Here is a 26,425-nt window from a genome sequence, read left to right on the forward strand (position 1 = left end):
AATGCGACTGTCAAGAGACCAAAAATACATGTTTGGATTACTGGCATTCTGTTCATCTCCTTTCCTTTATGTTACTAGGACTTTCTGGAAGATGCACGAACACATCAGTCATAAGAAGCGAACGATTTTGTCATCTTGTCTGCGGAAATAAGTAGGTGCCAAATTTATCATAAAAGCGCTTGCATAAATCGGTATTTTTGTTATTATATTTTTAGAAAAGAAGTTCTGAGGTGGTAAGATGCTAGATGTTGAAATTGGAAATGCCTATGTGTGTCAACCTGTTGGGGCAAAAAAATCGCTAGTCGGTGTAATTGAGAAGCTGTATGAGCATACGGCTCTTGTGAAAGTGACCGATTATGAGATGGAGGATCAATCCATTGTATTGGAGTGCAATCAGCGGATGTTGGTAAAATTTGATAAGATTACCGCAGTGGCTGTGGCTTAATAAAAACAAGACTGGAACTCGCTAATAAAAATGTATTATGCCAGCATGCTGAAAAGTCAGCTTGTAGGCACTGATTCATCTTTATTGACTAGAGTCCAGTCTTTTTAGCTGGCGTGAATTAGCCGACGCCGATCACAAAGTTCAGTAGCTTATCTGAGTAAGTCATTTCATCGGTGGACTCACTGAGGGTTTGGTTCAAAATATCCATCCGATCGGTAATGATGCCGTCCACACCGTAGAACTGCATCCGACTGATCTCAGCATCATCATTTGGAGTCCAGACAAAGACATCTTTATGATCCGTTTTGGCAGATGAAACAAAGTTGCGGTTGATTGTACTATATTCCATCGTTAAAAAATCAGCACTTGTTAATGGAGGGCCAACGATGTTGAAGGGCATGATATACCCAGCAGTTAGTTCCGGAGCCTCTTGTTTCAATTCTTCCACTACATTATAGGTCAAGCTTTGTAGAATATGTTCATGTTCGGCTAGATTTTCACGGTAGCGTTCAAGAAATGAATGGACTAATGCTGTCGTATCTTTTTGCTGTGTCTTGATTTCTACTAGCAATTTCTGATTCAACGAATTCGCTAAGGATAAATAGTCATCAAATGTAGCAATCGGAGCCGTTTGTCCATTTTCAGAGACGGTTAATTTTTGTGCTTGTGCCAAAGTTGATTGCTCCGGTTTCTGATTGAAGCCAGTCAACGCTTTAAATGAAAAATCGTGATAAACAATAAAATGACCATCGCTAGTTTGTTGAACATCCATTTCAACGTAATCAGGATGGTAGTTCTCACTAGTGAAGCGCAGTGCTTCTAATGAATTTTGAACGCCTTGACCATTGCTGACGCCGCGATGCGAGATCGTCAATGGTCGAGTATTAGCGGCAGAGGTCAGATAATTCATGTTGTATAAACTTACTCCTACGCCGAAGAAGACGGCTACTACAGTAATCAAAGAGGCTTTTAGTCGTTGAAAATTTCTTGCTGGCAATGGTTCTTCACTGAACCATTGTGGTATCTCAGGTAAGAAACCTTCATCGTCCATAAAATCAACAATGATATAGAAGATGGCAACGGTAGACAAAATGATATTCAACAACAAAACGAGTTGAAGGAGCGTCATAATGAAGACTGCTGAATACAGCGCATAATCAGCGAAAAGTTCTTCAATGATCGCTTGCAGGATAATCAAAAAAGTAAATCCTACTGTTGAAATGAATAAGATCGCGCCGCCAATAAAGACAAATTGGCCAACAATCGCAAAGAAACGGCGTTTCGTTGTCTGCAAACTTTCTCGAATGGCCTGTCGAAAAGGAAGGTCACGTAAGATCATTTCTGGTAAAGCAAAAATCACACGAATCCCTAGATAAATCAAAAGTAAGTAGCCAAGAACCACGGCTCCGATAATCAATACACGATTCGTAAAGATGAAATCCATGATAAAAGCAGGGATTTTCACTTTAGAGAGCAAATCTGAGTTAAAACTTAGCCCGCCAATTGGCAAAATCAAAAAGAAATAAAACAAGAAAAACAAAAAGGTCATGGGGCGTAATTTGCGAATTTGTAAAAATGTCATTCGCAACAGCTGTCGCAATCGGACCGGCTGCTTTTTCTTGATGAAATAGACACTCAGAAGCAGGAATGTAAACTCAAAAAAAACTGCTAATAAAATCAACAACAAGATTAGAGAGAGCGAGAATAGAACCATTGGATGCTCTGTAAAAATACTACCTATATTGTCGAAAGATAAATAGGCTAATCCCCCACGACGCAGGATAAATTTTGTTGAAGAAGAAAGCAGTGGGATAACCAAAAAAAGCAAGAAACCATGCATTAGCAGAACATCTCGAAAATAAGCATCGCTTGCCTTTAGAAAATCCCAAGTGTTGATCAAACTATTTTTTAGATATTTCATGTTGTTCATCCTAACTCTAGACTATAAAAAACCGAACTATCGTGTTTGATTCCTGTAATGAAAGGAATGACCACCATCTATAGTTCGGGAATTTCCTGTATTTATTTTTGCTATTAAGCCCGGCACTTAGCCGCCTAATAGCCCTGTTAAAAACGTACCGCCATAAATCAATGCCATACTATATAAGAAAATTGATAATGGTTTTGCCAATAAAATGATCAAAGTGAATTTCTTGACTGAAATATTCGTTAGTCCAGCCATCAAACACAAGGCATCATCCGGGGCTACCGGTAAAAAGATAGCAAGTGCAAAGAGTTTTTCAAATCGACTTTGGTTATCCAACCAGCCAATATATTTATCATATGTTTTATCACTGATCATACTGAGGATAAATGGTTTACCATATCTTCTGCCAAGCAAGAAGATGATCACTGAACCAATACTAATGCCAACATAATTGTAGACAAATCCAAGATATGGTCCAAAAATCAAGACGCCAGCCGCACTGGATATCCCACCAGGAATGATCGGAATTACAACTTGTAAAATTTGTAGCAGCATGAAGATGATTGGTCCCAAAATAACAGAGTTGCCTACCAAACCACGCAGTGCATTAATATCTTTAAAGACACCTAGATTAATGAAGTAAATCGTTAAGGCAATAGATAGCCCTAATCCTATAATTGATATCGTATTAATGATACGACGAGAAGTGGCGATACTCACAGACTTTCATCTCCTTTATTCGTTTCTAATTCCACTATACGTGGTGTAATTAGAAAAATCCAGCAAAATAAATGACATTCGTCAAACAAATTTGTAAGATTTGATACCCTTATTATAAAAGAAGAATAGCAAGAAGGCATTGTACTAAAGTCTGAAATAAGAAAAATTTAGCAATTCATGTACAAATTATCACGAGTGATCGATAGGCAAGTTGTTTTCATCTCTAGTTATTGCTTTCATTTTTTATATTTATTTCCTAGTTGTCTCCTCTTTATCAAGTCGTGCTCTTCGTTTGTTTTGCCAACTTGCGATGGTCTTTTCAACGACACTCGTCATCATAAACCCGCCCGCGATTGCTCCTGCAGTGATCAAAACAATCATGAGGTTCTCTAATCCCAAAAGGTTATCTCCCAAGGCAAATTCACGAACAGCTTTATAAGCCGGACCACCGGGGACCAAGGGAACTAAACTAGGAATATTGAAGATGATCATGGGCATTTTCTTGCGTCGTGAAAAAAAGATGCTGACACAGCCAACCGCAAAGGCAGCATAAAAATTGGCACTACCAATGCCATGACCCATTTCATGCAGCTGCCAATAAATCATCCATCCAACAGTTCCAGCGATCCCGGTTGCAATCAATGCACGTTTCGGTATATTTGTTAATATGCCAAAGGTGACGGTACTTAAAAAACTAAAACAGACATGAATCAAAATGGTCATGATAACCCCCCAAACAAGGTGAAGACTGTAGCGATTCCTACGCCGATTGCGGCTGCAGTAAAGATAGCTTCAGTTCCTCGCGCAGTTCCACTGATCAGATGGCCAGCTAGAATATCACGAAATGAATTTGTGATGGCCACTCCAGGAACTAACGGCATCACGGCACCAATGATCAGGTTGTCAACATTTCCCGCCAAACCCCCGCGAACAGATAGGATCGCTAAGCAGCCAATCACTAAAGAGGCGACGAACATATCCAAAAAGCGGATATCAATCGCTTTTTTCACCCAGAGACCTGTAATGAACCCGATGCTGCCAATGAAAAAAGTAACAATGAAATCAGACCAATTGCCGCCAAAAATAATCATTAATGTACTGCTGACCACTCCAGCACTCAATACTTGTAACCAGAGAGGAAAGCTTGGTGTGACTTGATTGATCTCTTTAAGAGATGCATACAACTGCGGTAATGTGATCTGTTTTTCTGCGAACGACCGGGAAAGCCGATTGACGGCCACTATTTTCTCCAAATTGATCACACGATCATGAACATTTTCAACTTGAGCGTAGTGACTGCTTCGTAATCCCATAAAGATGCCTGTAGCGGTCACATAACTGATACTATTGGCTTCGCCAGCGTTAGCAGCGATACGATTCATGGTATCTTCGACTCGATAAACTTCGGAACCATTCTCCATCATGATTTTTCCTGCCAAGAGGCAAGTTTCTAACAATAACTCATTTGTTTCTTGCATTTTATCGCCTCTCTATCTTGAAAAGTAATCCTCCTTTAGTTTACCTTTTTCATTCCAATTCAACAAGAGAAGTATCCGGTGAGTTAAATAACTAATAATAAAGAAAATATCTTATTTTTTGAAAGCAACCATTTTATTTAAATTGGTAAAAAACTTCACAAATAGCGGTGTGGATATAATTGTAGAACAATTCAGACAGTTATAAGATAACGAAATGAGTATATTGTTTTTCAATTTGGAAAATCTCGGTTACAATTAGATAAAGGAAAAGGGGGATTTATTGATGCGAAGAAAGGTCTATACAAGAGAACATATTTTGAAGGCCGCGTATGAGTTGATCAATAAAGAAGGATTTGGCAACTTTACCGCCCGAAATATAGCAAAGCAAATGGGGATTTCAACACAACCGATTTATTTGGAATTTGAAAACATGCAGGATTTGAAAAACACTTTAGTTGAAGCGGTCTTCAAAGATCTTTCAGAAAACGTGTTTCCTGTTGAACGGACTGGTGATAAAGTCATTGATTTAGGATTAAACTACATTCACTTCGCACAAGAAAAACACAACTTGTATATTGCTCTTTTCGTAGATGACTATGGCGGAGGGAAATTGATGCACGATTTTTCGTCTGATTATTTCAAAAAATTGATCAAGTCCGAACCAAAGTATGCGGATCTATCGGAAGAAGCGATTACAGCCTTGCACAATGGTGCTTGGATCGTTGTTACCGGCATTGCTTCATTGATGTCAGCTGGAATCATTACGCCAACGGAGGAACAAATCATTAAGGTGATCGAGGAAACGATCACTGGGATTTTAGATAGAACAGACATTTTTATTTTTCAATAATAACGAATCTGCAACCATTTTTTCGGATGGATTGCAGATTTTTTCTTGACTTTTTCTGAAAAAAGTAGAAAATAAACGTTATGGAGAGTTGGCAGAGTGGTAATGCAGCGGACTCGAAATCCGCCGACCCGGTTCATCCCGGCGCGCAGGTTCAAATCCTGTACTCTCCTTACATTAACGCTTTGAAGCGTTTGGCCTATCCTTGGTGATAGGCTTTTTTTGTTTTGTAAGTAAAGACATGGGGAGGAGGGGCCCGAGGTATGAGAAAAGCATCGTACACGACTCATAAAATTTAATTAATGAGTTGATTAGTTGATTCAGGCAGCATCGAGAGCTTAGGAAACGAGTTTTGATAATGTCATGCCATTGCTTCTTTTTTTGAACGAAATCGATTAAACTAGAAGAAAGAGAACAAGAAAGCAGAAGGTGATAAAATGGCTGAGTTTGAAAAAGATTATGTCATGCGCCAAACGAAATTAGCTGTTAAGGGACTATCCGTTTTTTTGAAGGATGAATCAGTAGATGAGATCATGCAGTTGGATGAACAGCAGAGTGGACAAAAGAAAGAGCCAGAAGAGGAAAAGCAGTTGGAGTAGCTGTTTAATTTCATAACAAAACAAGAAAGCACCTGCTATTAGTCTTAGCGAGGTGCTTTCAGTACGAATCGGTATCCTTCATTTGGATGAACTCCTTATGCAGTTTTAGTCAATTCTTGTACAGCTTGTTCGATCGTCACACCAGTTGCAAAACGGTTAGCATCTTTTTTATCAAAAACGATAAAAAGGTTCAGTTTTGTATCTAGAGTAACTCGATATTGTAGTTCTGTGTTATAGAATGTCATAGTCATTCTCCTTTCAGTGTTATTCGTAACGAAAGGCAACGGTTAAGTTGATAACGAAATTCCATGATCAGAATAACACGTTGCTTGGCGTCTGTCCAATAATAACTGAATGGTAGAGGAAGTTTACTAAAAATTTATTAAGGAGAACAGAAGTTATCTAAAAAAATCAAATAACAAATTTGTAAGGAAGCTCCTCTAGTGTCTGAGTAAAAAGCGGTATGAAGCGGTTTTGCTTGAAAAACTCTTTTTGTTGGGTTAAATAATTAATTTATTATATTTTTTTTAAATTTAATTTTACTCAATTTATGGTAAGATAATATTTGTTTCAGGGAAAATGAAAAAGGAAAATGAAAATGGATGTGAAAATATGTGCGGAATTGTAGGTTTCGTTAATACTAAAGACCAAAAAGCCGAAATCATTGAACAGATGATGGATCGAATCATTCATCGCGGTCCTAATAGTTCTGGAAAATTCATTGATGACCAAGTTGCTCTTGGCTTTCGGCGTTTATCGATTATTGACTTAGAAGGCGGTACGCAGCCTATTTATAATGAAGATGGAACGAAAGTAATCATTTTTAATGGTGAAATCTATAACTTTCAATCTTTAAGAGAAGAATTGATCCAAGCTGGACATGTCTTTACGACTCATGCAGATACTGAGGTTCTTCTTCATGGGTATGAAGAGTGGGGAACTGATTTATTGCAAAGAGTTCGCGGCATGTTTGCTTTTGCCATTTGGGATCGCGAAAAGCAAGAACTCTTTGGGGCAAGAGATCATTTCGGAATCAAACCTTATTATTACGCGGAAATGAATGGTACATTCATGTTTGGTTCAGAAATCAAGAGTTTTTTACCACATCCAGATTTTGAAAAAGAATTGAATAAGGATGCCTTAAAACCCTATTTGACTTTTCAATATTCGCCACTAAATGGCGAAACATTCTTTAAAGGCGTTTATCGCTTACAAGAAGGTCACTATTTTACTTATAAAAATGGCGTCATGGACATTCATGAATATTGGGATGCAGACTACAGTCATAAAGAAAACTATAGCAAAGAAGATTGGGTCCAAAAAATCGATGATACCGTTCAAGAATCGATTGCTGCACACAAAATCAGTGATGTAGAAGTAGGGTCATTTTTATCAAGCGGTGTCGACTCAAGTTATGTTGCCGCTGTTCTGCGTCCAGATCATTCTTTCTCAATTGGATTCGATGACAAGACCTATAATGAAGCAATTGAAGCTAGAAAATTGACCAAGATGCTGGGATTGAACAATACAGCAGCGGTGATTGATGGCGAGATGTCCTTCAACGCTTTTCCACTGATCCAGTATCATTTGGATGAGCCTGACTCCAATCCGAGTTGTGTCCCGCTCTACTTTTTAGCTAATCTCGCATCGCAACATGTTCGTGTTGTACAATCTGGTGAAGGCGCAGATGAATTATTTGCCGGCTATGCTGCTTATGGTTGGCATACGAACTCCAAGATGATTCGTGTATTTGCTCAAGGATTGAAAAAATTACCTAAGAATATTCGATTCAAATTAGGCCGGACAATTGGTAATATGAGAAACTTCCATGGACGAATTCATCTCTATGAAGCCACCGCACCTGCAAAAGATTTCTTTATCGGGCAAGCACTGGTCTTTGAAGAGCAAGAAGCCACTGAGATATTGCATCCAGACTATACTAGTGGACCATCAGTGGCGGAAATCGTCGCCCCATACTATGAAAAAGTCAAAGATCTTGATGAAGAAGTCAACAAAATGCAGTATTTGGATGTTCATCAATGGATGCCCAAAGACATCTTATTAAAAGCAGATAAGATGTCAATGGCTAGTTCTTTGGAATTACGGGTGCCATTACTTGATATTGAAGTCATGAAAGTAGCACAGACGATTCCGACAAAATATTTGATCAATCAGTACAATACGAAAGATGTCTTTCGTCAAGCAGCAAATCGTCACCTCCCAACAGAATGGGCCAATCGGGAAAAATTAGGTTTTCCGGTCCCTATTCGAGCATGGCTGAAAGAAGGGACTGGTTACAAAACCGTCAAAGAACTATTTACAGCGGATTTTGCTGCAGAATTCTTTGACCAAGAAAAGATTTTGCAATTATTGGCTGATCATCGCGCCGGTAAACAAGGACTTCAACGGAAAATCTGGACGATCTACACTTTCTTGACCTGGTATAAAGTATTCTTCATTGATGAAAAAATTCCTAAGGCAGAAACAATCATTTACGAAACAATTTAAAAACACGAGGACAGATGTAGTCCCTCTAAAGTCCATTTTCATACAGACTTTGGAGAGGAGAGACATCGAATCCTCGTGTTTCTTTTTGTCTTTTTATAGGGCTAATAAATTTTCCAAGTAGTCAGCTAAGCCGTCCTCGGCATTGGTTTTATCCGTTACATCATTGGCAATAGATTTTAATTGTGCGGTTCCATTTGCCATAGCCACACCCCAGCCGGCATATTCCAACATTTCTAGATCATTGTGTTCATCGCCAAAGGCAATAATATTTTTGGGATCAATCTTCAGATAATCGGAAATCACTGATAGACCTAATGCTTTATGGACCCCTTTTGGAACAATCTCCAAAATTGCATGAGGACCGCCCCATGTACGGACATCAACCGTGTCATTGAATTGATCGTTGATTCGTAAAGCAACAGACTCAGCGAATTCATTTTGTGTTTTGACCAATAAAGAAGTCGGATCAGATTTCATGTTCTTCAATAAGTTTTCTTCAGTAATACTATCGGAAGAAAAGAAACGCTGATCAAAGCCTTCAAGTTGATCGATAAAAAAGGTTTCCCGATTTTCTGCAGCAACAAAATCTAAGTTCAGGTTCTCTTTTTGAGCCATTAGTTCAAAAGCGATTTCTTTTGACACAGAGAATTCTGTTTCATTTGCCCATACTTGACGAGGTTTGTGTACCAAACCTCCATTAAAATTGATCATAGGTGTTTTTAGGGCTAATTGACGATAAAACTGATCACTCATTCGAAAAGGACGACCGGTTGCGATGGTCACATAATGTCCAGCTTTCGTTGCTCGTGTCAAAACATCAAATGTCCGCTTTGAAATTTGGGACTCTGTATTTAAAGTAGTGCCGTCTAGATCGATGGCAATTAATTTTTTGTTCACTCAACTCGCTCCATTCTCTTTTTCTAGTTGTTTAAGTGTAACACATTTTACTGATTTCACAAGAGATGAAAGGGGGATGGTAAGTTTCTGGAAAAAATCAGTTTCTTGATAAAACACGAACGTTCGGATAAAATATTTGGTTTTTGTTAATTTTTTTATTGTGGAATAGGGGGGGGTCGCCTATAATTTGTAATTGTTCGATGGAAAGTGCAATTATTCTTTTCTTTTCAGAAACACTAACTAATCTTGTAGGAGTGAACGATTTACATGGAAAAGTTTTTCAAATTAAAAGAAAATAAAACAACTGTTTCAACAGAAGTGATGGCTGGGGTAACCACCTTCTTTGCAATGAGCTACATTCTTTTTGTTAATCCTTCGATTCTTTCCGCATCTGGTATGCCTTTTCAAGCAGTCTTTCTTGCAACCATCATTGCCTCTGTCATTGGAACGCTGGTCATGGGACTCTTTGCAAACGTACCGTATGCGCAAGCACCAGGAATGGGATTGAATGCCTTCTTTACCTTTACAGTTGTCTTTGGGTTAGGCTATTCTTGGCAACAAGCATTAGCTATGGTCTTTATCTGTGGTGTGATCAATATTTTGATCACGATCACTAAAATTCGTAAATTGATTATTCACGCCATTCCAGAGAGCATGCAACATGCCATTGGTGGTGGGATTGGGATCTTCGTTGCTTACGTTGGGTTGAAAAATGCCAATCTATTAAGTTTCAGCGCGGATACTGCAGCAGTTACTGGATCAACTGTTGATGGTGATACGATTGTTAGTGCTTCATTTAATGGAGGCATCGTGCCGGCACTCGCTAACTTTAATAATGCACCAGTTATCTTGGCAATCATTGGCTTGGTTTTAACAACGTTATTAGTGGTTAAAAACGTCCGAGGAGCAATTATTATCGGTATCTTAGGGACAACGATCATTGGTATTTTGATGGGTGTGGTCGATTTAAGCACGATTGATTGGCAGGGAAACTCTTTGGGAAGTTCAATTAATGAACTTGGAACAACTTTTGGCGCTGCGTTTGGCCCAGAGGGAATGGGTTCATTGTTTAGTGATTCTGCTAAAATTCCTCAAGTGATCATGACGATTATTGCCTTTAGTCTTTCAGATACATTTGATACTATCGGCACATTTATTGGAACAGGGCGCCGTACTGGAATCTTTTCTCAAAAAGACGAAGAAGCGTTGGAAGATAGTAAAGGGTTCAATACAAAGATGGACAAAGCCCTTTTTGCCGATGCAATTGCAACTTCGATCGGTGCGATCTTTGGAACATCTAATACCACTACTTATGTTGAATCAGCTGCCGGGATCGGTGCTGGGGGACGAACAGGATTGACTTCAGTGGTAGTAGCAGCTTTGTTTGCCATTAGTAGTTTCTTTTCACCATTGATTTCCGTGGTCCCTGCTCAAGCAACAGCGCCGGCATTGATTTTAGTCGGTGTGATGATGCTCGCTTCATTTGCGGATATCAATTGGTCGGATCTTGAAGAAGCAGTTCCAGCATTCTTTGCTTCGATCTTTATGGGACTTTGTTACAGCATTTCTTATGGAATCGCAGCTGGTTTTATCTTTTACGCAATCGTTAAAGTCGTAAAAGGAAAATTCCGCGAAGTATCTCCAATTTTGTGGGTCGTAAATATTCTCTTTATTTTGAACTTCATTATTTTAGCTGTGATCAGCTAGTACCAATCAATAAAGAGCACTGATTTCTGGTCGTGCTTTTGACAATGAACTATCCAAACTATAACGGATTCTTTCTTTGGTCGATGAGCTGCTTTATGTGGGCTGTAAAGAACAAAGAAGGCGAAATCAGTTGTAGTGGGGATAGTTTTATTTTGCAGACAGATCACACAATCTTCTGTCTTTTTTAATTTTACTATTTTAAAAAATGCGGTATAGTTTAAGAGAAAGAGGGTTTTGACATGAAAATTGATTGGAAACGAAATCTCCTAATTTCTTGGATTGGCTGTTTTTTTACTGGTGCAAGTTTTAGTTTAGTTATGCCGTTTATTCCGCTATATATTGAAGAGTTGGGGGCGCCAAAAAGCCAAATCGAGCTGTTTTCAGGTCTGGCAATCTCAGTGACCGCGTTTGCAGCTGCAATCATTGCGCCGGTTTGGGGGAATTTAGCAGATCAGAAAGGTCGCAGATTGATGATGATTCGGGCGGCTGCTGGTATGACAGTCACCATGGGCTCATTAGCCTTTGTACCGAATGTCTACTGGCTATTGATTATGCGCTTCTTTACGGGGATCCTTTCGGGTTATATTCCAAATGCGACAGCATTGATTGCTTCTCAAGCCCCGAAAGAAAAGAGCGGCTGGGCACTAGGAACATTAGCAACCGGAGCTATCGCCGGAAACTTGATCGGGCCTTCTATGGGTGGTGCTTTAGCACAGTGGTTTGGTATGAAGAATGTATTTATCATCACAGGGGTCGTTCTTTTGATCACATTGCTGCTAACGATCTTTTTGGTTCAAGAAGATTTCGCACCTGTTGAAAAAGGGGACCTTCTATCTGTCAAAGAAGTTTTTGGACAAATCAAAAACCTACAACTATTGATTGGCTTATTTATTACTTCATTGATCCTGCAACTTGGTGTAACAAGTATCAGTCCAATTTTGACTTTATATATCCGTGATCTAAGCGGCAATACAGGAAACCTTTTATTTGTCAGCGGGTTGATCGTATCGATTGCCGGTGTTTCAGCTATTATTTCTTCGCCAATATTAGGTAAAGTAGGGGACCGCTACGGAAATCATAAAGTGTTATTAGGAGGACTACTGCTTTCATTCCTTTGCTTTATTCCAATGGGCTTTGTTACGTCACCATTCCAATTGGGCGTTCTACGCTTTCTTTTGGGCTTCTCTACTGGTGCGTTAATGCCATCGATCAATACGTTGATCAGTAAAATCACCCCAATGGAAGGTGTTAGTCGAATTTATAGTTACAACCAAATGTTTTCTAACTTTGGACAAGTGCTTGGTCCAATGGTCGGTTCAACCGTTGCCCATAGTTTTGGCTACCCAGCCGTGTTTTGGGTAACCAGTGCGTTTGTCTTTTTGAATATTTGTCTTTCTACATTTAATTTCCGTAAAAATTTTCATAAGCACGATCTCAGTTGAAAAGAAAAAAAAACCAGTTACAATGAAGGTAACTGGTTTTTCTTCTATTAATGACTTGTCTTTTTTGGCGAAGGTGCAATCAAACCAAGAAGGATAATTAGTACACCTGCTACCAAAGAGATGATTGAGGTCAATTGGAAATCATAAGTAGCTCCCGCTAGTGAGCTGCCTAGATAGCCGACAACTTGGCCTAAGATAAATGTCCAAAATAATGTTGCTAAGTAGCGCATGACGACACCTCTTTTCTGCGTATCTTGCTTTTCGACTTTAGTTTATCACAAAAAATTTCAATGTAAAGATTTTCACATTTTCATTTATTCTTTTCAAATTAGAAATAAAGCAGAAACAAACGGAATTATCATTTTCGGAGGGATTTTCTATGTATCATCAATTGACAACCTTAAGCGCGTATTCCTTACTTCAAAGTACGATCAAAATTCCTCGTTATATTGCTGCTGCCAAAAAAGCTGGTTATAAAGTTTTGGGGCTGGCAGATCACAATGTGTTATATGGAGCCTTAGAATTTTATCAGCAATGCCAAAATGCCGGAATCAAACCTGTGATTGGTGTATTATTCGATTGCACGTTTGGCACGTCCACTATGCGTTTTCCATTGTATCTTTTTGCAAAGAATCTATCAGGCTACCGATTATTGATGCGCCTTTCCAGTGAGAAAATGATCAACGGTCACTTGGATCTATCTGAATACTTAACGTTACCAGATCTGTTTGGTATTTTGCCGCAAGGGCAAGGTTTCTCTCCAGATCAATCGGAAGACTTGGCACAGCTTTCTCGAGCATTGACAGACTTTGTCGCTCGTTTTGATCAAAAGAGTCTTTTCCTGGGTGTTCAAAAAGCAGCGGCAACGCCAGAAAGAGAGTGGTTTCAACAGCATGGTCTTGAGCTGTGCGCTTATCAACCCGTAGCAGCATTGGAACAAGCAGAACTATTTGCTGTTCAAGTCATGGAACATATTAAGAACGGTACTCAGATCGAAGATTTTCGTAAAGCGAAGGAACAATCTTCCGAAACGTATTATTTAGAACAGCCTGCGGAACTGATTCAGGCATTTGGAGAGAATTCAGAAGCATTGGTAAATAATCAGCGAATTGCAGAAGAATGTACTCTGACGATTCCTCTCCATCAACGTTTGCTCCCGCATTTCCCTTTAGAAGAAGGGGAAAATGCGGCTGATTTTCTTAGAAAACTGTGTTTTGAAAAGTTGTCTGAACGTATTACGCAGGTCACAGATATTTACCGTCAGCGTTTGGATTATGAACTATCCGTTATTCATACAATGGGATTTGACGATTACTTTTTGATCATTTGGGATGTGATGGATTTTGCTCACAAGAACGAAATTGTTACCGGCGCAGGGCGGGGCTCAGCAGCAGGTTCATTAGTAGCTTTCGTATTAGCCATCACCGATGTCGATCCAATTGAATATGACTTGCTGTTTGAGCGTTTCTTGAATCCCGAACGCTATACTATGCCCGATATCGATTTAGATATTCCTGATAACAGACGTGATGAGATTTTGCATTATGTCCGTCAAAAATATGGTCAGGAGTACATGGCGCAAATTGCTACTTTTGGAACGATGGCGGCCAAAATGGTGCTGCGGGATGTTTCACGAGTGTTTGGTTTGTCACAAAGCGAAGCCAATCGCTGGTCAAAAGCCATTCCTAACGCATTAAAAATGACATTGGCTTTAGCTTATGAGCAATCCAATCAATTACGAGAATTGGCTACCTTCAACGAACGAAATGAAACGATGTTTGCAGTGGCTAAGGTACTGGAAGGATTGCCTCGACATGTTTCCACCCATGCAGCTGGTGTGGTGATCAGCGACAAGAATCTCTTGGATCTAGTCCCCCTTCAACAAGGAAGTGATGAGATCCTCTTGACTCAGTTCACAATGAATGATGTGGAAACAGTGGGATTGTTAAAAATGGATTTTTTAGGATTACGGAATCTTTCAATCATTGACAATACTTTAAGAGGGATCAAGCGAGTTACAAATGAAACAGTTACCCAGAAAGCTATTCCTTTAAATGACCCAGCTGTGCTGCGACTATTTCAGCAAGGCGATACTGCCGGAATCTTTCAGTTTGAGTCAGCGGGGATCAGAAATGTTTTGCGAAAACTTGGACCTGAAAGTATCGAAGATATCGCAGCCGTCAATGCGTTGTATCGGCCAGGACCTATGCAAAATATCGATACGTTTATTCGACGGAAAAAAGGACAGGAAAAAGTCGTTTATCCGGATGCTGCTTTAGTGCCGATTTTACAAAATACCTATGGAATCATTGTTTATCAAGAACAAATCATGCAAGTTGCTTCTAAAATGGCAGGCTTTTCTCTTGGTCAAGCAGATATCTTGCGGCGAGCCATCAGCAAAAAGAAAAAAGACGTCCTAGATGAAGAACGGCGCCATTTTGTTGAAGGAGCCGTAGCCAACCATTTTTCCGCGGAGAAAGCAGAAGAAGTTTATGATTATATTGAGCGTTTTGCCAATTACGGGTTCAATCGTTCTCATGCGTTTGCCTACTCATTTATCGGCTTCCAAATGGCGTATTTAAAGGTACATTATCCAGGACCATTTTTTGCTGCATTATTGCACTCGGTTAGGAATAATCCAGGTAAATTAAAAGAATATTTGAATGAAGCGACTCGGTATGGTGTAGCAATCTTACCGCCGTCCATCAACAAGAGTGGCTATAGTTTCTATCTTCAATCGGAAAAACAGATTCGTTTTGGCTTTAGCAGTGTTAAAGGAATACGTAGAGACCTGATTCAAGATATTTTAGATGAACGAAAGGAGAATGGAACATTCTCCTCCTTAGATCAATTCCTGTTGCGCCTGCATCAAAAGAATAACAAATGGCTGAAAGAAGATTATATCCGTCCGTTGTTAAGTATTGGTGCGTTTGATGAATTGGTCACTAATCGGAAGCAAGCACTTATCCAATTAGAAGGGAAAATCCAAAATATCACCTATAGTGGCGGCAGTCTCGATTTGTTAGAGACAATGGCTCTCAAAGAAGCCGAAGTCGCTGATTATGACTTAGAGCAAAAGTTAGCGTTGGAAGAAGAATATTTAGGGGTTTATTTATCAGGTCATCCTGTCCAACAATATCAGAAGCTGCAACAGTTGAAGCAGACGATAGCAATCGCTGACTTAGTTCCCAACGAACGTGTCCGGATACTATTTTATGTGCGTCAAATTCGAGAAATCCGTACAAAAAAAGGAGAGCAAATGGCGTTTCTTGAAGGAACAGATGCTAGTAAAGAAGTCTCAATCACTGTTTTTCCCACATTGTATCGTCACATACGATCTGACGTTGCAGAAAACGCCGTCTTGTATGTTGAAGGAAAAGTGGAAGTAAGTCGTTACAATGGTGAAATACAACTGATTGCTGATAAAATAGAGCTAGCTGAAAAAGCGCAAGCACAGCTAACAGATCAAACGTGTTATCTGAAGATCACACGTGATGTTGAGACGAACCATTTGCAAGAATTGTCGCAGTTGCTGAGAAAGCATCGAGGCCGGGTTCCTGTGGTGTTGTTCTATGAAAGCAACGGGAAAAAAGTGTTGCTGACGGAAGAGAACTGGCTAAAAAAAGACGAAGAAATGGAAAGAAAGCTTGGGCACTTGTTGGGAGAGGAAAATGTTATTTTCAAGTAATTTTCCGAAAACGTTAAATTTTACTTACACTTTTTTCAACTTTTTCCCACTATTTCAAGACATTTCTCTGGAATAATGGTAAAATACTACTCGTGGTTATTACTTGAAAAGTATCAAATAAGGGAGTTCCAATTCCCTAAACAAATCTACTAATGAGGTGAATGGATAATGAAACGCATTGGAATTCTAACCAGTGGCGGCGATGCGCCGGGGATGAACGCAGCGGTTCGGGCAGTTGTAAGAAAGGCTATCTTTGATGGGCTGGAAGTATATGGAATCAATTACGGCTATGCTGGTTTGGTAGCTGGAGATATTCGCCGTCTTGATGTGGCAGATGTAGGTGACAAGATCCAACGAGGCGGTACATTCTTGTACTCTGCGCGCTATCCTGAATTTGCGACACAAGAAGGTCAGTTGAAAGGGATTGAACAACTGAAAAAATTCGGTATTGAAGGGTTGGTCGTTATTGGTGGCGACGGCTCTTATCATGGTGCGATGGCTCTAACACGCCATGGTTTTCCGGCGATCGGTATTCCAGGAACGATTGACAATGATATTCCTGGGACGGACTTTACTATCGGTTTTGATACAGCAATCAATACAGTATTGGAATCAATCGACCGAATTCGTGACACTGCAACTTCTCACGTCCGGACATTCGTAATCGAAGTAATGGGTCGTGGTGCAGGTGACATTGCGCTTTGGTCAGGAGTTGCCGGTGGGGCAGATGAGATCATCATCCCAGAACATGACTTTGATATGGCCGTTGTTGCGAACCGAATTCGTGAAGGACGGGACCGCGGTAAGAAACACTGCTTGATCGTCTTAGCAGAAGGCGTGATGGGCGGAAACGAATTTGCTGATAAATTATCTGAATATGGCGATTTCCACACGCGGGTATCGATTTTAGGACACGTTGTTCGTGGCGGATCACCAAGCGCAAGAGACCGCGTTCTAGCAAGTAAATTTGGTGCTTACGCAGTTGAGTTGCTTCAACAAGGCAAAGGCGGATTGTGCATCGGTATCGAAAACAACCAGATGGTTGCTGCAGATATCATCGAAACGCTTGAAAACAATCGTCACAAACCAGATATTTCTTTATACGACTTGAACAAGGAAATTTCCTTTTAAGTTTAGGAAGTATGAAACGCAACAGTAATTTTGTAAAAAAAGCTTATTAAGCTATTTTAAATAAATGAATAGGAGCGTTTAGTAATGAAAAAAACAAAAATCGTCAGCACATTAGGACCAGCAAGTAATAGTGTAGAAATTATTTCTGAACTGATCGAAGCCGGTGCAAATGTCTTCCGTTTCAATTTTTCTCATGGAGATCATGAAGAACAATTAGGACGTATGACAATGGTGCGTGAAGCGGTCAAGAAAACTGGTAAAGATGTAGGGATTCTTTTAGATACTAAAGGAGCAGAAATCCGTACAACCGTTCAAGACACAACCGAAGCAGATTATGGTCGTGCCGGCTATATCCAATTCAACGTTGGTGACCAAACACGTATCTCAATGGACCCAGAACACAAAGGAACAAAAGAAAAGATTGCAGTGACCTATCCTGGATTATTTGATGATGTATATGTAGGCGGCCATATCTTATTTGATGATGGTTTGATCGATATGGAGATCATCGAAAAAGACGAAGCAGCACGTGAATTAGTTGTTGTTGTTAAAAATGCAGGAATGTTGGGTTCTCGTAAAGGGGTCAATGCACCTGGCGTATCAATCAGCTTGCCTGGTATTACTGAAAAAGATGCTGACGATATTCGTTTTGGATTAGACAATGATATCGACTTCATCGCAGCTTCATTCGTACGTAAAGCTCAAGACGTTTTAGAAATTCGTGAAATTCTTGAAGAAAAGAACATGACTCATGTACAAATCTTCTCTAAAATCGAATCTCAAGAAGGTATCGACAACATTGATGAAATCATCAAAGTTTCTGACGGTATCATGGTTGCTCGTGGAGACATGGGTGTTGAGATTCCAGCAGAAGAAGTACCAATGGTTCAAAAACGAATCATCAAAAAATGTAATGCGGTAGGTAAATCAGTTATCACTGCAACTCAAATGTTAGAATCAATGCAACAAAATCCTCGTCCAACACGCGCAGAAGCTTCTGACGTTGCCAATGCAGTCTTTGACGGAACAGATGCAACCATGTTATCTGGAGAATCAGCAAACGGAGACTATCCTGTACAAGCTGTTGCAACGATGGCTCGTATCGATATCGAAGCAGAAAATGCTTTAGCAGAAATGAGTACTTTCCAAATCAACCAATTTGATAAAACTGATGTAACAGAAACAATTGGTCTTTCTGTGGCACGTGCAGCTAAAAATCTTGGCGTAAAAACAATCGTTGCTGCAACTGAATCTGGCTATACTGCGAAAATGATTTCAAAATATCGTCCAGATGCAGATATCTTGGCAGTAACTTTCGACGAACGTACAAAACGTGGTTTGATGTTAAACTGGGGTGTTTATCCAACAGTTGCTGAAAAACCTTCAACAACTGACGAAATGTTCGAATTAGCAGCTAAACAAGCTGTGGATCTTGGTTTTGCCAAAGAAGGCGATTTGATTTTGATCACTGCTGGTGTGCCAGTTGGAGAACGTGGAACAACGAACGTGATGAAAATTCAAATGATCGGTTCTAAATTGCTTGAAGCACAAGGAATCGGTGAAAAATCAATCGTTTCTAATGCCGTTGTAGCCAACAGTGCAGAAGAAGCAATTGCTAAAGCAAAAGATGGCATGATCTTAGTTGTTCCAACAACAGATAAAGAATATATGCCTGCAATCGAGAAAGCAGCAGCACTTGTTGTTGAAGACGGCGGTTTGACTTCTCATGCAGCAGTTGTCGGCATTGCGAAAGACCTTCCAGTGATCGTTGGGGCAAAAGATGCCACAACAACGATCAAAGATGGTGAATTGATTACTGTGGATTCTCGTCGTGGAATCGTCTACCGTGGAGAAACAACAGCTATCTAATCTTCTTTCGAAAGATTGATTAATGGAGGCAACAGGCTCGTGCATAAGTAGCGAGTCTGTTGTTTTTTTCTCTAAAAGCAATCACTTTTTTGTGCGTAAAATTACAGCTGTAGAAATGAAAAAGGTGTCAAGAAAATTTCATTGACAAAGGGAAATAACCCCTGTATAATTGCTTTTGTTGCTTAGGGGTGATAAAAATGAAATGGTCTTTATTGGAATTAAAAAAATACCAAGAGACACCGCTAATGTTCGACGAAACGTTGAACTTAAAAAATCAATTGATAAAACGCGATGGACAGATCATTGATTTGTCTCCTGTGAAAATCACTGGCATGATGTCTGTTGGAAAACATGAATATCTCCTACATTACCGAGTGGAGACAACCATCACGTTACCTTCAACACGCTCATTGACTCCAGTTGCTTTGCCAATGGATTTTACAGTGGATGAACTCTTCATGACACCAGAGCAATTTCAGCGGCGAGATGAAATGATTCCAGAAGAAGATGTCTTGATCATTGAAGGTCAGACGATCAGTTTGGATGATTCAGTTGCTGATAACCTATTACTTGCGATTCCCATGCAAGTCCTTACTGAGGAAGAGAAAAGTAGCACAGAAATGCCGTCAGGAAATGACTGGGCTGTTTTATCAGAAGAAGACTATGCAAATCAAAAAGAAGCGCAAGCCCAACAAATTGATCCTCGTCTTGCAAAATTATCGGAACTGTTCAATGATTCAGAAGATGATAACGCGTAGGATTGGAATAAATTGCAGCCTCAAGGTTGCTTTCATTTACAAGGAGGTGTAGCAAAATGGCAGTACCAGCAAGAAGAACTTCTAAAGCGAAAAAAGCAAAACGTCGTACTCATTACAAATTGACAATCAACGGTTTGAACGAATGTGCAAACTGTGGTGAAATGAAAAAAAGCCACCATGTATGCTCAAACTGTGGTCATTACGATGGAAAAGATGTAGCAACAAAAGAAGCATAATCCTTTTTTACAGAAAAATGGATTTCAAAATCCTAAGGCTAACCATGGAGCCTTAGGATTTTTCTTTTTGTTTCAGATTAGTTTCATGAAAACTAGAACTTTTCTGAAATAATTCTTACTCTTTGAAAGAGAATAGTTCAAAACAACTATCTTTTGCGCTATAATGAAACAGATAACTGAATCTTAGGAGGATGAGTGATGACAAAACAACAAATCGGCGTTGTCGGTATGGCAGTCATGGGAAAAAACTTAGCGTTGAACATTGAAAGCCGCGGTTATTCAGTTGCCCTATTCAACCGTACAGGATCTAAAACAGAAGAAGTAGTAAAAGAACATCCAGATAAAAACTTTAAAGCAACCTATACGATTGAAGAGTTCGTACAATCGATCGAAACACCACGACGCATTCTTTTGATGGTCAAAGCGGGTTTTGCGACAGACGCAACCATCCAAGAATTATTGCCTCATCTTGAAAAAGGGGACATCTTGATCGATGGAGGAAACACATTCTTCAAAGATACGATCCGTCGTAATGAAGAATTAGCAAATTCTGGTATCAACTTTATCGGTACCGGAGTTTCTGGTGGAGAAGAAGGCGCATTGAAAGGCCCGTCAATCATGCCTGGCGGACAAAAAGAAGCGTATGAGTTAGTGGCTCCTATTTTGGAACAAATCTCAGCAAAAGCAGAAGATGGCACTCCTTGTGTTACCTACATTGGACCAAATGGTGCAGGACACTATGTAAAAATGGTTCACAATGGTATCGAGTATGGAGATATGCAGCTAATTGCTGAATCCTATGATTTGATGCAAAAAATTCTAGGGCTATCTGTTTCTGAAATGGCGGAGATCTTCTCTGAATGGAATAAAGGCGAATTAGATAGCTACTTGATCGAAATCACAGCAGACATCTTAACACGCAAAGACGATTTAGGTACTGGGAAACCAATCGTTGATGTGATTTTAGATGCTGCCGGCAACAAAGGAACGGGGAAATGGACGAGTCAAAGTGCATTAGATCTTGGTGTTCCACTGCCGTTGATCACAGAGTCTGTTTTTGCGCGTTATATTTCTGCTTATAAAGAAGAACGAGTGAATGCTAGCCAAGTCTTACCAAAACCTAAAGGATTCGAATTTACAGGAGACAAACAAGAATTTGTTGAGAAAATTCGGGAAGCATTGTATTTCAGCAAAATCATGAGCTATGCACAAGGTTTTGCGCAATTACGGACCGCATCAAAAGAGTATGATTGGCAACTGCCATTTGGTGAAATTGCTAAAATCTGGCGTGCAGGTTGTATCATTCGTGCGCAATTCTTGCAAAAAATCACCGATGCTTATGAAAAAGATACGGATATCGAAAACTTATTGCTTGATGACTATTTCAAGGAAATCACAAAACGCTATCAACAATCCGTTCGTGACGTCGTAGCATTGGCAGTCCAAGCTGGCGTACCAGTCCCAACATTCTCTTCAGCAATTGCTTATTTTGATTCTTATCGCTCAGATCGTTTGCCTGCAAACTTGATCCAAGCACAGCGGGATTATTTCGGTGCCCATACGTATGAACGTACGGACAAAGAAGGAATTTACCACTACTCTTGGTATGAGGAAGAATAAGTCGAACAATTGAGAACAAATTAAGAGAATGACCGAACAGTGAGAACTTTCGGTCAATCTCTTTTTTATTTTTTAGATACATGATAAAATAAAGCAGATAGTGTCTAACTATATGCAGAATAACCGATAAAGGAGCTCTAACTAATGAGTAATATTCTAATCATTGAAGATGAAAAGAACTTAGCTCGATTCGTGGAATTAGAATTAAAGCATGAAGGCTATAATACCGAAGTACATTATAATGGCAGAACTGGATTGGATGCAGCGTTGAACAATGAATGGGATGCCATCTTACTTGATTTGATGCTACCAGAACTAAACGGATTAGAAGTTTGCCGTCGTGTGCGCCAGACCAAAAATACGCCAATCATTATGATGACAGCAAGAGATTCAGTGATCGATCGGGTCTCAGGGCTAGATCACGGAGCAGACGATTATATTGTGAAACCCTTTGCGATTGAAGAGCTACTAGCTCGTTTGCGTGCTCTGTTACGTCGAATCGACATTGAAGGAGACAAAAATGTTGCCAAACAAACGACGATCACTTATCGTGATTTAACCATCGAGAAAGAAAACCGTGTGGTGCGTCGAGGCAGTGATGTCATTGAATTGACGAAGCGTGAGTACGAGTTGCTTCTTACTTTGATGGAGAACGTCAATGTCGTCTTAGCCCGTGATGTTCTGCTGAACAAAGTTTGGGGTTATGAAACAGAAGTAGAAACAAACGTAGTCGATGTGTATATTCGTTATCTACGGAATAAGATCGACGTACCTGGAGAAGAGAGCTATATCCAAACTGTTCGGGGGACAGGATACGTGATGCGTTCGTGAGCTTAAAAAAAAGAATGAAAAAACTAAAAGAACTGAAGGGGCCTTCTTTGACTGTGAAGTGGGCCTTCGCAAGTTCTTTCTTTATATTTGTTGTTTTTACAATTTTTGCAGTCATCACCTACAAAACATCTATCAACCTGCTTGTGGCTAAAGAAGAAAATAACGTGGAGCGTACGATGTCGGAAGTAGCTTCTAGGTTAGCCAATTCAGACCAAGAATTGACATTGGTGCGTACCTATCGAAATTTAACTAAGAACGATAGTGGTGATACGAGCATCTACGACCGAACTTCAACAATTGATGGGAACTTAATGAAGATCGACTCGTTTATTTCCGAGTTAGGCCAGTCTCCTTTGAGCTTATTTGTTTATAATCTGAATCAGGAATTGATTTTCAAAACCCATGAAAATAATCTTTCTCTGATCGATGTGCAGCGAAAGCCGCCCACGATCGTGACATTGGACAATATTACAGGCTTTTTGTCGATCCAGCCAATCTACTCAAAAGAAACGAGAGAAAAAATTGGTTATGCTCAAACATTTTATGAACTGACCTCCTTTTATGAAATTCGCAGTAAGCTCTTGTTAACGCTAATCATACTTGAAGTCGTTTCCTTGATTCTCAGTAGCGTTTTAGGTTTTTTCTTATCTGCTTATTTCTTGCAGCCACTGAAAGTTTTGCGGGATACAATGGAAACCGTTCGAAAGAATCCCCAATCGACCGTGCATATGCCTGAACTGAATACAAATGATGAATTATCTGATTTGGCAGACATCTTTAATGAGATGCTCGACCGTATGCGGCTATATATCGAGCAGCAAGAACGGTTTGTAGAGGACGTTTCTCATGAATTACGGACGCCAGTGGCAATCATTGAAGGACATATGAGCCTGTTGCAGCGCTGGGGCAAGGACGATCCAGAAGTATTAGATGAATCGCTTGCAGCCAGCATGCAAGAAATCAGTCGAATGAAGACACTTGTGCAGGAAATGCTCGACCTTTCCAGAGCTGAGCAAGTAGATGTCCACTATGCGAATGAAACGACAAAAGCCAAAGAAGTCGTATACCAAGTATTTAATAATTTTAAAATTCTTTACCCGGAATTTGTTTTCACATTGGATGATGATCTTTACCACGAATTGACTTTAAAAATTTATCGGAATCATTTCGAACAAATTATTATTATCATCTTAGATAATGCCGTCAAGTACTCCACAGATCGCAAAGAGGTCCATTTATCTATTTCTTCTGATCGACAAACGTTTGAGATTGCAATTCAGGATTTTGGTGAAGGAATCAGCAAAGATGACTTGGATAAAATTTTCAATCGATTTTATCGAGTGGATAAGGCGAGAGCAAGAACCAAAGGGGGAAATGGGTTAGGACTATCCATTGCTAAGCAATTATTGGAAAGTTATAAAGGGCGCATTACTGCAGAAAGTGTGATTGGGCAAGGAACGATTTTTAGAATATATATTCCTGTGGTTCAATCTAGTAAGGATGTTTTGAAATAGCGCAGATCCTCTGCGAAGAAACCAGCTGGTTGTTGTAGGTTAGCGACAATCAGCTGGTTTTTTCTTTATAAGGGATCTTACTTAATGGACAGCGTTTCTGCTTGTTCATATAAACAGGAACGATTGAGGAACACGAATAGTTATAAAACGCAATTATTGCTATAAAAGCGAACGATGAGATAAAGAATAGAAGAAAGATTCGGCTAAAAAAAATGTTGAGAAAAAGCTTTGTTTTTTGTTGATTTTTCGCAGTAGAATTGCTATATTAGTATTTGTCTTTGTGATAGTCACTGTTTAAACCTTTCAAATATTTTTTCAAAATAAATGTTGACGAAGATCAAGACAGATGTTATTATAACAAAGTCGTCAGAAAGCATTAGGTAAAACAACTTAAAAAGTTAGAAAAAACTTTCAAAAAAGTTGTTGACACAAAGCTTTCGAGATGATAAGATATAAAAGTCGCTGAGAGATAAAGAGCGATTAAATAACAATCGCTTGAAAAAACTTTTAAAAAAAGAGTTGACATTCACTTGTCGGTCTGATATGATTTAAAAGTTGCTAACGCAGCGCAGTAGACCTTTGAAAACTGAACAAAGCAAGCAAACGAACCAATGTGTAGGGCGCTTCATTTATGAAGCAAAATACATGCAAGCAATAGCTAGCAAAGTTAATTTTATTTGAGCTTAACGATCCTATGGATCGTTCAAACAAATCATTATGAGAGTTTGATCCTGGCTCAGGACGAACGCTGGCGGCGTGCCTAATACATGCAAGTCGAACGCTTTTTCTTTCACCGGAGCTTGCTCCACCGAAAGAAAAAGAGTGGCGAACGGGTGAGTAACACGTGGGTAACCTGCCCATCAGAAGGGGATAACACTTGGAAACAGGTGCTAATACCGTATAACACTATTTTCCGCATGGAAGAAAGTTGAAAGGCGCTTTTGCGTCACTGATGGATGGACCCGCGGTGCATTAGCTAGTTGGTGAGGTAACGGCTCACCAAGGCCACGATGCATAGCCGACCTGAGAGGGTGATCGGCCACACTGGGACTGAGACACGGCCCAGACTCCTACGGGAGGCAGCAGTAGGGAATCTTCGGCAATGGACGAAAGTCTGACCGAGCAACGCCGCGTGAGTGAAGAAGGTTTTCGGATCGTAAAACTCTGTTGTTAGAGAAGAACAAGGATGAGAGTAGAACGTTCATCCCTTGACGGTATCTAACCAGAAAGCCACGGCTAACTACGTGCCAGCAGCCGCGGTAATACGTAGGTGGCAAGCGTTGTCCGGATTTATTGGGCGTAAAGCGAGCGCAGGCGGTTTCTTAAGTCTGATGTGAAAGCCCCCGGCTCAACCGGGGAGGGTCATTGGAAACTGGGAGACTTGAGTGCAGAAGAGGAGAGTGGAATTCCATGTGTAGCGGTGAAATGCGTAGATATATGGAGGAACACCAGTGGCGAAGGCGGCTCTCTGGTCTGTAACTGACGCTGAGGCTCGAAAGCGTGGGGAGCGAACAGGATTAGATACCCTGGTAGTCCACGCTGTAAACGATGAGTGCTAAGTGTTGGAGGGTTTCCGCCCTTCAGTGCTGCAGCAAACGCATTAAGCACTCCGCCTGGGGAGTACGACCGCAAGGTTGAAACTCAAAGGAATTGACGGGGGCCCGCACAAGCGGTGGAGCATGTGGTTTAATTCGAAGCAACGCGAAGAACCTTACCAGGTCTTGACATCCTTTGACCACTCTAGAGATAGAGCTTCCCCTTCGGGGGCAAAGTGACAGGTGGTGCATGGTTGTCGTCAGCTCGTGTCGTGAGATGTTGGGTTAAGTCCCGCAACGAGCGCAACCCTTATTGTTAGTTGCCATCATTTAGTTGGGCACTCTAGCGAGACTGCCGGTGACAAACCGGAGGAAGGTGGGGATGACGTCAAATCATCATGCCCCTTATGACCTGGGCTACACACGTGCTACAATGGGAAGTACAACGAGTTGCGAAGTCGCGAGGCTAAGCTAATCTCTTAAAGCTTCTCTCAGTTCGGATTGTAGGCTGCAACTCGCCTACATGAAGCCGGAATCGCTAGTAATCGCGGATCAGCACGCCGCGGTGAATACGTTCCCGGGCCTTGTACACACCGCCCGTCACACCACGAGAGTTTGTAACACCCGAAGTCGGTGAGGTAACCTTTTTGGAGCCAGCCGCCTAAGGTGGGAT

General features: G+C 40.3%; 21 protein-coding genes, 1 tRNA gene and 1 rRNA gene (1 of these 23 cut by a window edge). 16 read left to right on the forward strand and 7 right to left on the reverse strand.

The genetic code is table 11. The features are described 5' to 3' along the window. The first annotated feature begins 238 nt into the window (after positions 1–238). Complete coding sequence (locus tag IGJ45_RS05385) at positions 239–445, forward strand: hypothetical protein (RefSeq protein WP_060815276.1); 207 nt, start codon at positions 239–241, stop codon at positions 443–445. 118 nt (positions 446–563) lie between these two features. On the opposite strand, the gene IGJ45_RS05390 is transcribed toward IGJ45_RS05385, so the two are convergent. The 4 genes from IGJ45_RS05390 to IGJ45_RS05405 form a co-directional block, all read right to left on the reverse strand. Then, positions 564–2,366, reverse strand: coding sequence for a glycerophosphoryl diester phosphodiesterase membrane domain-containing protein (locus IGJ45_RS05390; protein ID WP_103301304.1), 1,803 nt, complete (start codon positions 2,364–2,366; stop codon positions 564–566). Between the two features lie 126 nt (positions 2,367–2,492). Then, positions 2,493–3,092 (reverse strand): TVP38/TMEM64 family protein, encoded by a 600-nt coding sequence (locus IGJ45_RS05395; protein ID WP_003127844.1) that lies wholly within the window; start codon positions 3,090–3,092, stop codon positions 2,493–2,495. A 249-nt stretch (positions 3,093–3,341) separates the two neighbouring features. Next, complete coding sequence (locus IGJ45_RS05400) at positions 3,342–3,815, reverse strand: threonine/serine exporter family protein (protein WP_003127845.1); 474 nt, start codon at positions 3,813–3,815, stop codon at positions 3,342–3,344. Then, on the reverse strand, positions 3,812–4,570 hold the full coding sequence (locus tag IGJ45_RS05405) for a threonine/serine exporter family protein (protein WP_103301305.1): 759 nt from the start codon (positions 4,568–4,570) through the stop codon (positions 3,812–3,814). The genes IGJ45_RS05400 and IGJ45_RS05405 overlap by 4 nt, the downstream gene beginning before the upstream one ends. Positions 4,571–4,853: 283 nt before the next feature. On the opposite strand from IGJ45_RS05405, the gene IGJ45_RS05410 reads away from it, so the two are divergent. The 3 genes from IGJ45_RS05410 (at position 4,854) to IGJ45_RS05420 (ending at position 6,016) form a co-directional block, all read left to right on the forward strand. Continuing rightward, complete coding sequence (locus tag IGJ45_RS05410; RefSeq protein WP_005472096.1) at positions 4,854–5,420, forward strand: TetR/AcrR family transcriptional regulator; 567 nt, start codon at positions 4,854–4,856, stop codon at positions 5,418–5,420. 82 nt (positions 5,421–5,502) lie between these two features. Next, a tRNA-Ser gene (locus tag IGJ45_RS05415) sits at positions 5,503–5,590 on the forward strand. Between the two features lie 264 nt (positions 5,591–5,854). Further along, positions 5,855–6,016: a hypothetical protein gene (locus IGJ45_RS05420; protein ID WP_003127848.1), complete on the forward strand. Its 162-nt coding sequence runs from the start codon at positions 5,855–5,857 to the stop codon at positions 6,014–6,016. Between the two features lie 95 nt (positions 6,017–6,111). Here IGJ45_RS05420 and IGJ45_RS05425 read toward each other — a convergent pair whose 3' ends face one another. Then, positions 6,112–6,261, reverse strand: coding sequence for a hypothetical protein (locus IGJ45_RS05425; protein WP_003127849.1), 150 nt, complete (start codon positions 6,259–6,261; stop codon positions 6,112–6,114). Between the two features lie 367 nt (positions 6,262–6,628). Between IGJ45_RS05425 and asnB the strand changes: the two genes are divergently transcribed. Continuing rightward, positions 6,629–8,524 carry an asparagine synthase (glutamine-hydrolyzing) gene (asnB, locus tag IGJ45_RS05430; RefSeq protein WP_003127850.1) on the forward strand — a complete coding sequence of 632 codons (1,896 nt, stop codon included), beginning with the start codon at positions 6,629–6,631 and terminating at the stop codon, positions 8,522–8,524. Positions 8,525–8,617: 93 nt separating this feature from the next. Here the strand turns inward: asnB and IGJ45_RS05435 are convergent, their stop codons facing one another. Beyond that, positions 8,618–9,421, reverse strand: a complete 804-nt coding sequence (locus IGJ45_RS05435) for a Cof-type HAD-IIB family hydrolase (RefSeq protein WP_003127852.1) — start codon at positions 9,419–9,421, stop codon at positions 8,618–8,620. Between the two features lie 267 nt (positions 9,422–9,688). On the opposite strand from IGJ45_RS05435, the gene IGJ45_RS05440 reads away from it, so the two are divergent. Together IGJ45_RS05440 and IGJ45_RS05445 are read left to right on the forward strand one after the other, a co-directional pair. Further along, entirely contained in the window at positions 9,689–11,128 is a 1,440-nt protein-coding gene (locus tag IGJ45_RS05440) for an NCS2 family permease (protein ID WP_003127853.1), read from the forward strand. A gap of 239 nt (positions 11,129–11,367) precedes the next feature. Next, on the forward strand, positions 11,368–12,570 hold the full coding sequence (locus IGJ45_RS05445) for a multidrug efflux MFS transporter (protein WP_279282507.1): 1,203 nt from the start codon (positions 11,368–11,370) through the stop codon (positions 12,568–12,570). Between the two features lie 47 nt (positions 12,571–12,617). On the opposite strand, the gene IGJ45_RS05450 is transcribed toward IGJ45_RS05445, so the two are convergent. Next, positions 12,618–12,800 carry a YjzD family protein gene (locus IGJ45_RS05450; protein WP_003127855.1) on the reverse strand — a complete coding sequence of 61 codons (183 nt, stop codon included), beginning with the start codon at positions 12,798–12,800 and terminating at the stop codon, positions 12,618–12,620. A 149-nt stretch (positions 12,801–12,949) separates the two neighbouring features. Between IGJ45_RS05450 and dnaE the strand changes: the two genes are divergently transcribed. The 9 genes from dnaE to IGJ45_RS05495 form a co-directional block, all read left to right on the forward strand. Beyond that, positions 12,950–16,258 (forward strand): DNA polymerase III subunit alpha, encoded by a 3,309-nt coding sequence (gene dnaE / locus IGJ45_RS05455; protein ID WP_113849954.1) that lies wholly within the window; start codon positions 12,950–12,952, stop codon positions 16,256–16,258. Positions 16,259–16,426: 168 nt separating this feature from the next. After that, positions 16,427–17,389: a 6-phosphofructokinase gene (gene pfkA / locus IGJ45_RS05460; protein ID WP_003127857.1), complete on the forward strand. Its 963-nt coding sequence runs from the start codon at positions 16,427–16,429 to the stop codon at positions 17,387–17,389. Positions 17,390–17,473: 84 nt separating this feature from the next. Beyond that, positions 17,474–19,258: a pyruvate kinase gene (gene pyk / locus IGJ45_RS05465; RefSeq protein ID WP_005472102.1), complete on the forward strand. Its 1,785-nt coding sequence runs from the start codon at positions 17,474–17,476 to the stop codon at positions 19,256–19,258. A 197-nt stretch (positions 19,259–19,455) separates the two neighbouring features. After that, complete coding sequence (locus IGJ45_RS05470) at positions 19,456–20,016, forward strand: YceD family protein (protein WP_208775209.1); 561 nt, start codon at positions 19,456–19,458, stop codon at positions 20,014–20,016. 56 nt (positions 20,017–20,072) lie between these two features. Then, complete coding sequence (rpmF, locus tag IGJ45_RS05475; RefSeq protein ID WP_003127860.1) at positions 20,073–20,252, forward strand: 50S ribosomal protein L32; 180 nt, start codon at positions 20,073–20,075, stop codon at positions 20,250–20,252. 198 nt (positions 20,253–20,450) lie between these two features. Beyond that, positions 20,451–21,872: an NADP-dependent phosphogluconate dehydrogenase gene (gene gndA, locus IGJ45_RS05480; RefSeq protein ID WP_005472106.1), complete on the forward strand. Its 1,422-nt coding sequence runs from the start codon at positions 20,451–20,453 to the stop codon at positions 21,870–21,872. Between the two features lie 144 nt (positions 21,873–22,016). Further along, positions 22,017–22,703 (forward strand): response regulator transcription factor, encoded by a 687-nt coding sequence (locus IGJ45_RS05485; protein ID WP_003127863.1) that lies wholly within the window; start codon positions 22,017–22,019, stop codon positions 22,701–22,703. A gap of 14 nt (positions 22,704–22,717) precedes the next feature. Beyond that, positions 22,718–24,217, forward strand: coding sequence for a HAMP domain-containing sensor histidine kinase (locus tag IGJ45_RS05490; protein ID WP_081132372.1), 1,500 nt, complete (start codon positions 22,718–22,720; stop codon positions 24,215–24,217). Positions 24,218–24,930: 713 nt separating this feature from the next. Next, positions 24,931–26,425 (forward strand): 16S ribosomal RNA (locus IGJ45_RS05495) (it continues 65 nt past the right edge of the window).

Origin of the sequence: Enterococcus sp. DIV0574 (genome assembly GCF_051711125.1) — a bacterium.
GTDB lineage: Bacteria > Bacillota > Bacilli > Lactobacillales > Enterococcaceae > Enterococcus_D > Enterococcus_D gallinarum.